3 protein-coding genes and 1 pseudogene are annotated in these 4272 nt (G+C 66.9%); 1 reads left to right on the top strand and 3 read right to left on the bottom strand.

Annotated features, from left to right (window positions below; all coding sequences use genetic code 11):
• A pseudogene (locus AC27IQ_RS19540) lies at positions 1-637 on the bottom strand (branched-chain amino acid ABC transporter permease); the annotation flags it as partial.
• Positions 638-689: 52 nt separating this feature from the next.
• The gene (locus AC27IQ_RS19545; protein ID WP_487090474.1) at positions 690-1928 is read right to left on the bottom strand and encodes an ABC transporter substrate-binding protein; all 1239 of its coding nucleotides are present in this window, start codon (positions 1926-1928) and stop codon (positions 690-692) included.
• A gap of 383 nt (positions 1929-2311) precedes the next feature.
• Between AC27IQ_RS19545 and AC27IQ_RS19550 the strand changes: the two genes are divergently transcribed.
• Entirely contained in the window at positions 2312-2989 is a 678-nt protein-coding gene (locus tag AC27IQ_RS19550; RefSeq protein WP_487090475.1) for a YopT-type cysteine protease domain-containing protein, read from the top strand.
• Positions 2990-3111: 122 nt separating this feature from the next.
• Here AC27IQ_RS19550 and AC27IQ_RS19555 read toward each other — a convergent pair.
• Positions 3112-4272, bottom strand: a 1161-nt coding sequence (locus AC27IQ_RS19555; RefSeq protein WP_487090476.1) for a phosphoethanolamine transferase, incomplete at its 5' end; no start/stop codon positions are given.

The raw sequence follows: 4272 nt of genomic DNA on the forward strand, positions 1-4272 counted from the left end.
CCCCGCGAGCATCGCGCCCAGCGCGAACACGCCCGTGAAGAGCCACGCCTGGTTGACGCCCAGGGCGCCGAGCATTTCGCGGTCCTGCGTGGCGGCGCGCACCAGCGTGCCCCACCGGGTGCGCGTGAGCAGCAGCCACAGCAGGCCCAGCACCAGCGGGCCCAGGGCGATCAAGAACAGGTTGTAGGCCGGGTACTGCCGGCCCATCAGCTCGATCGAGCCCGCCAGGCCCGGCGCGCGCGGCCCAGCAGTTCCTCGGGCCCCAGAGCCACAGCACCGCGTCGCTCACCACCAGCACCAGCGCGAACGTGGCCAGCAGCTGGAACAGCTCCGGCGCGCGGTAGATGCGCCGCAGCAGCACCACCTCCACCAGCGCGCCGAAGGCGCCCACCGCCAGCGCCGCCAGCAGCAGGCCGAGCCAGTAGCCCAGCGGCCCGCCGGCCAGGCCCGCAAGTCCCACCATGTGCTCGACCAGCGAATACGCCAGGTACAGGCCCAGCATGTAGAACGAGCCGTGCGCGAAGTTGACGATGCGCGTCACCCCGAAGATCAGCGACAGGCCGGCCGCCACCAGGAAGAGCGACGACGCCTCGGCCAGCCCGTTGAGCAGCTGGGTCAGGAAGCCGGAGAAATCCATCGCGGGCGGAACGGGGCGCGGCGGGGTCGCGGGCGATCGGCAGGCCGGCGCGTCAGGGCGCGGGGCGCAGCGCGCGCACCTCGGCCTCGGGCGGCAGCAGGGTATCGCCGGGCACGTAGCGGTAGTCGACCATCACGCCCTTGCCGTCCTTGAGCGCGATCTTGCCCACGTACACGCCCAGCGTGGACTGGTGGTCGATCGCGCGGTATTCGATGGGGCCGTCGGGCGTGGACACCTGGAGGCCGCTGAACGCCTTGGCCAGCGACTCGGCATCGGTCTTGCCGCCCGCGCGCTTCACGCCCGCGGCCAGGGACTGGATGGTGTCGTAGCCGATCAGCGCGCCCAGGCGCAGGTCTTCCTTGCCGTACTTGGCCTGGTAGGCCGCGACGAACGCCTTGTGGGCCGGCGTGTCGATGCTGTACCAGGGGTAGCCGGTGACGATCCAGCCCACGGGCGCCTCGTCGCGCAGCGGCTCCAGGTACTCGGGCTCGCCGGTCAGCAGGCTGACCACCGGGGTGCTCTTGAACAGGCCGCGCGTGGTGCCTTCGCGCACGAACTTGGCCAGATCGGGGCCGAACAGCGCGTTGAAGATGGCGTCGGGCTTGGCATCGGCGATGGCCTGGGCCACGCTGCCGGCGTCCAGCTTGCCCAGCGGCGCGGCCTGCTCGGTGACGAACTCGATGCCGGGCTGCTGCGCCTTCATGCGCTTCTTGAACGTGTCCACCGCCGACTGGCCGTATTCGTAGTTGGGGTACACGATGGCCCAGCGCTTTTTCTGGAGCTTGAGCGCCTCGGGCACCAGGGCCGACGACAGCATGTGGGTGGACGAGCGCAGGCGGTACGTGTAGGCGTTGCCGTTGTGCCAGGTGATCTTGTCGGTGAGCGCTTCGCTGGCCAGGAAGAAGCGCTTCTTTTGCTTGGCGTAGTCGGACAGCGCCAGGCCGATGTGCGACAGGAAGCTGCCCGCCAGGATGTCCACCCGCTCGCGCGAGACCAGCTCGTCGGCCAGCCGCACGGCCTCGCCGGGGTTGGCGTTGTCGTCGCGCGTGACCAGTTCGAGCTTCCTGCCGCCGATGCCGCCCGCGGCATTGACCTCGTCCACCGCCAGGTGCATGCCCTTCTTGTAGGCCTCCAGGAACACCGGCTGGGCCTTGTAGCTGTTGATCTCGCCGATCTTGATCGTGCCCTGCGCCCAGGCGGAACCGAAAGGCGCGGCGCCCAGCAGGGCGATGCCGGCGGCGGCCAGCCAGCGCGCGCCCGGCCCTGCGGCGAAAAGGTGAGGTAAGCCCATGACAACTCCGAAATAAAACAATGCCACCCGCCTTGCATGCCCTGAGCATCTCCATCCCACTGTTTGGCCTTGACGCCACACCAGCGGCTGATCGGGTACGAATCAAATAATGCGTCAATTTACTTCGTCCTAAAGACCCAAAGTTCGCAAAAGGGGGCCCGAAGTCAGAGATGTCTCTAAAACTTGCTTTCTTATCTCAAATAAAGTGGTTTGCAAAATGGGAAAGATTGATGGCACCGCAAGTTTTTCAAAGACCACAACCGGCTCTTCTGCGCCTCATGGCATAGCAAAAACATCTTTTGGCGCACCGCAAAAAAACGAAACGGCTGGAGTCTGGGATCGATGGTTTGCCGCCCCGTAGTCGCATCCCCTCACCCTCCCGCATGCGGGTACTGCAAGGTGGCGTTTGCTCGAGCCAGCCTCGCACCTTGGAGGGCCCCAATGAAATCACGGGGCTAGCACGGGATTGGCAAGCCCATCGAAAAGCCAGCTTCCACCAATCCGTGGAGCTTGCTCAGATCGGATCCCAAAGCAATGAGTCGGGAGCGTGCGTTGCCTTCAGTGCACTTTGGTGTCGCCAAATCGCGGCCCGACCTTCGCAGGATGCGCAATCGCGCATGGCTTCCATGAAAGAGATGACAACACAAGCAAGTCAGATGCAAAGTGAACATCAAGATCGAATGGACGCTGCTGACTACAGCACCGGCATTCATCCTTTCGATGCAAGCATCCGGCAGATGGGATTGAACCTCGATTGGGGCCAACGGATGCGCGTGGATGTCCTCGATGACGAAGAGAGCGCATTGGGCGCACTTGCTCGCAATTTAAGTCAGGAGGGGCTGGCACACGTCATCATCTTGGGGCGGACTCCCGACTGCCCGGCCTCTGGTCACGTTGTCGCTGCGCGTGCTGCGAACAACCGTGTGGTGCTCTTTGATCCAAACCTTGGAGAATTCAAATGCAATCCTTCGCAAGTTCCTACGGTGTTGCGCGCCATGATTGCAAACTCATCAATGAGGTACCCAGTTCCTGAGGTAGAAACAATTCCCGTGAGAAGTTGAAGATGGAGTGACAAGAGTCTGCGCAGGCGGCTGGGCCGCGGCAAGTGAGTGAGGCCGCTTCAGGGCCTCGCCCTGCTGCACGCCAGAATCCTTTGCGATGGATGGCGCTGGCCCGAGCACCTTCAGTCTGAAAACGACGGCACCGCCACGGGCAGCACCGGAGCCACCCAGTGGTAGCGGTCGTCCAGCACGTTGCGCTCCGGCATGGCACCGGCCCAGCCGATGTGCAGCAGATCGGCCAGGGTCCAGGCCGCCCAGTCGGCGCGGAACGGCCGCTGCGCCGTGGCGGCGGACACCGGCTGCGCCGCCGCGCTGCGCCAGATCACCGTGGGAATGCGGTAGCCCGAGGCGGTCGCGGGGCTGTGGCCCGCGCGGTCGCTGCCGTGGCCGACCTCCTGGCCATGGTCGGACAGATACATCCACGCCCGGGACTCGCCCGGCCGCGCCCCGGCGCGCGCCAGCTGCAGCGTCTCGGACACCACGAAGTCGTGGTACAGCAGGGCCGCGTCGTACTGCTGGCGGTAGCGCCGCACCCAGGCCGAGCGGCCCTGGCCGGCCAGTTGCGCCTCGACCGCGTCCACGTGGTCGTCGAACGGGTTGTCGCCGCTCGGAAAGCGCAGCCGGTAATGCGGGTGCGCGCCCATCAGGTGCACCACGATCAGCTTGCGCTCGGCAGGGTCGTCCAGCGCTTCCTGCACGCAGTCCAGCAGCTCGCCGTCCAGCGAGGCGCCCGCGCGGCCCGGCGTGCGGTTGACCATGTCCACCACGTCGGCCAGGCGCGCATGCTGCTGCTCGATCGCCACGTCGTCGTGGTTGCTCATCCACCAGACCTTGTAGCCCGCAGCGCGGGCCAGCGCCAGCACGTGCTGCCCGTCGGCCCGGCCCGGCTGCCCGAAGCCGAAGATGTTGGCCAGTGCCGGCAGCGTGCTGGCATCGACCGACCACGCATGGCGCAGCACGGCCATCTCCTCGCCCAGCACGCGCTGCTGCGCCTCCAGGCGCGGCGTGGTGGGGCGCGCGTAGCCGTACAGGCCCAGGTTGTCGCGGTTGATGCTGTCGGTCACCACCAGCACCACGGTGGACGGGCCGGGGCGCGTGACCGCGGGCGTCGCCTGCCGCGCGCGCTCCAGCAGGGCGCTGCGCTGGCGCTCCTGGTCGGCCCAGCCGCTGCGCAGGCCGTGGACCGCCGCGTTCCAGTGCATCCAGTAGGCGACCGGGTGCAGCCGGCGCCACGGCTTGCTGGCATAGCCCAGGGCGCTGAGCGCCAGCAGCGCGCACAGCAG

It is taken from the genome of Acidovorax sp. KPB24-07 (assembly GCF_057543315.1).

Bases quoted from the DNA above. Each gene is read 5' to 3' on its own strand.
- AC27IQ_RS19545 (WP_487090474.1), bottom strand. From the start codon at position 1,928: ATGGGCTTACCTCACCTTTTCGCCGCAGGGCCGGGCGCGCGCTGGCTG.
- AC27IQ_RS19550 (WP_487090475.1), top strand. From the start codon at position 2,312: ATGCGGGTACTGCAAGGTGGCGTTTGCTCGAGCCAGCCTCGCACCTTG.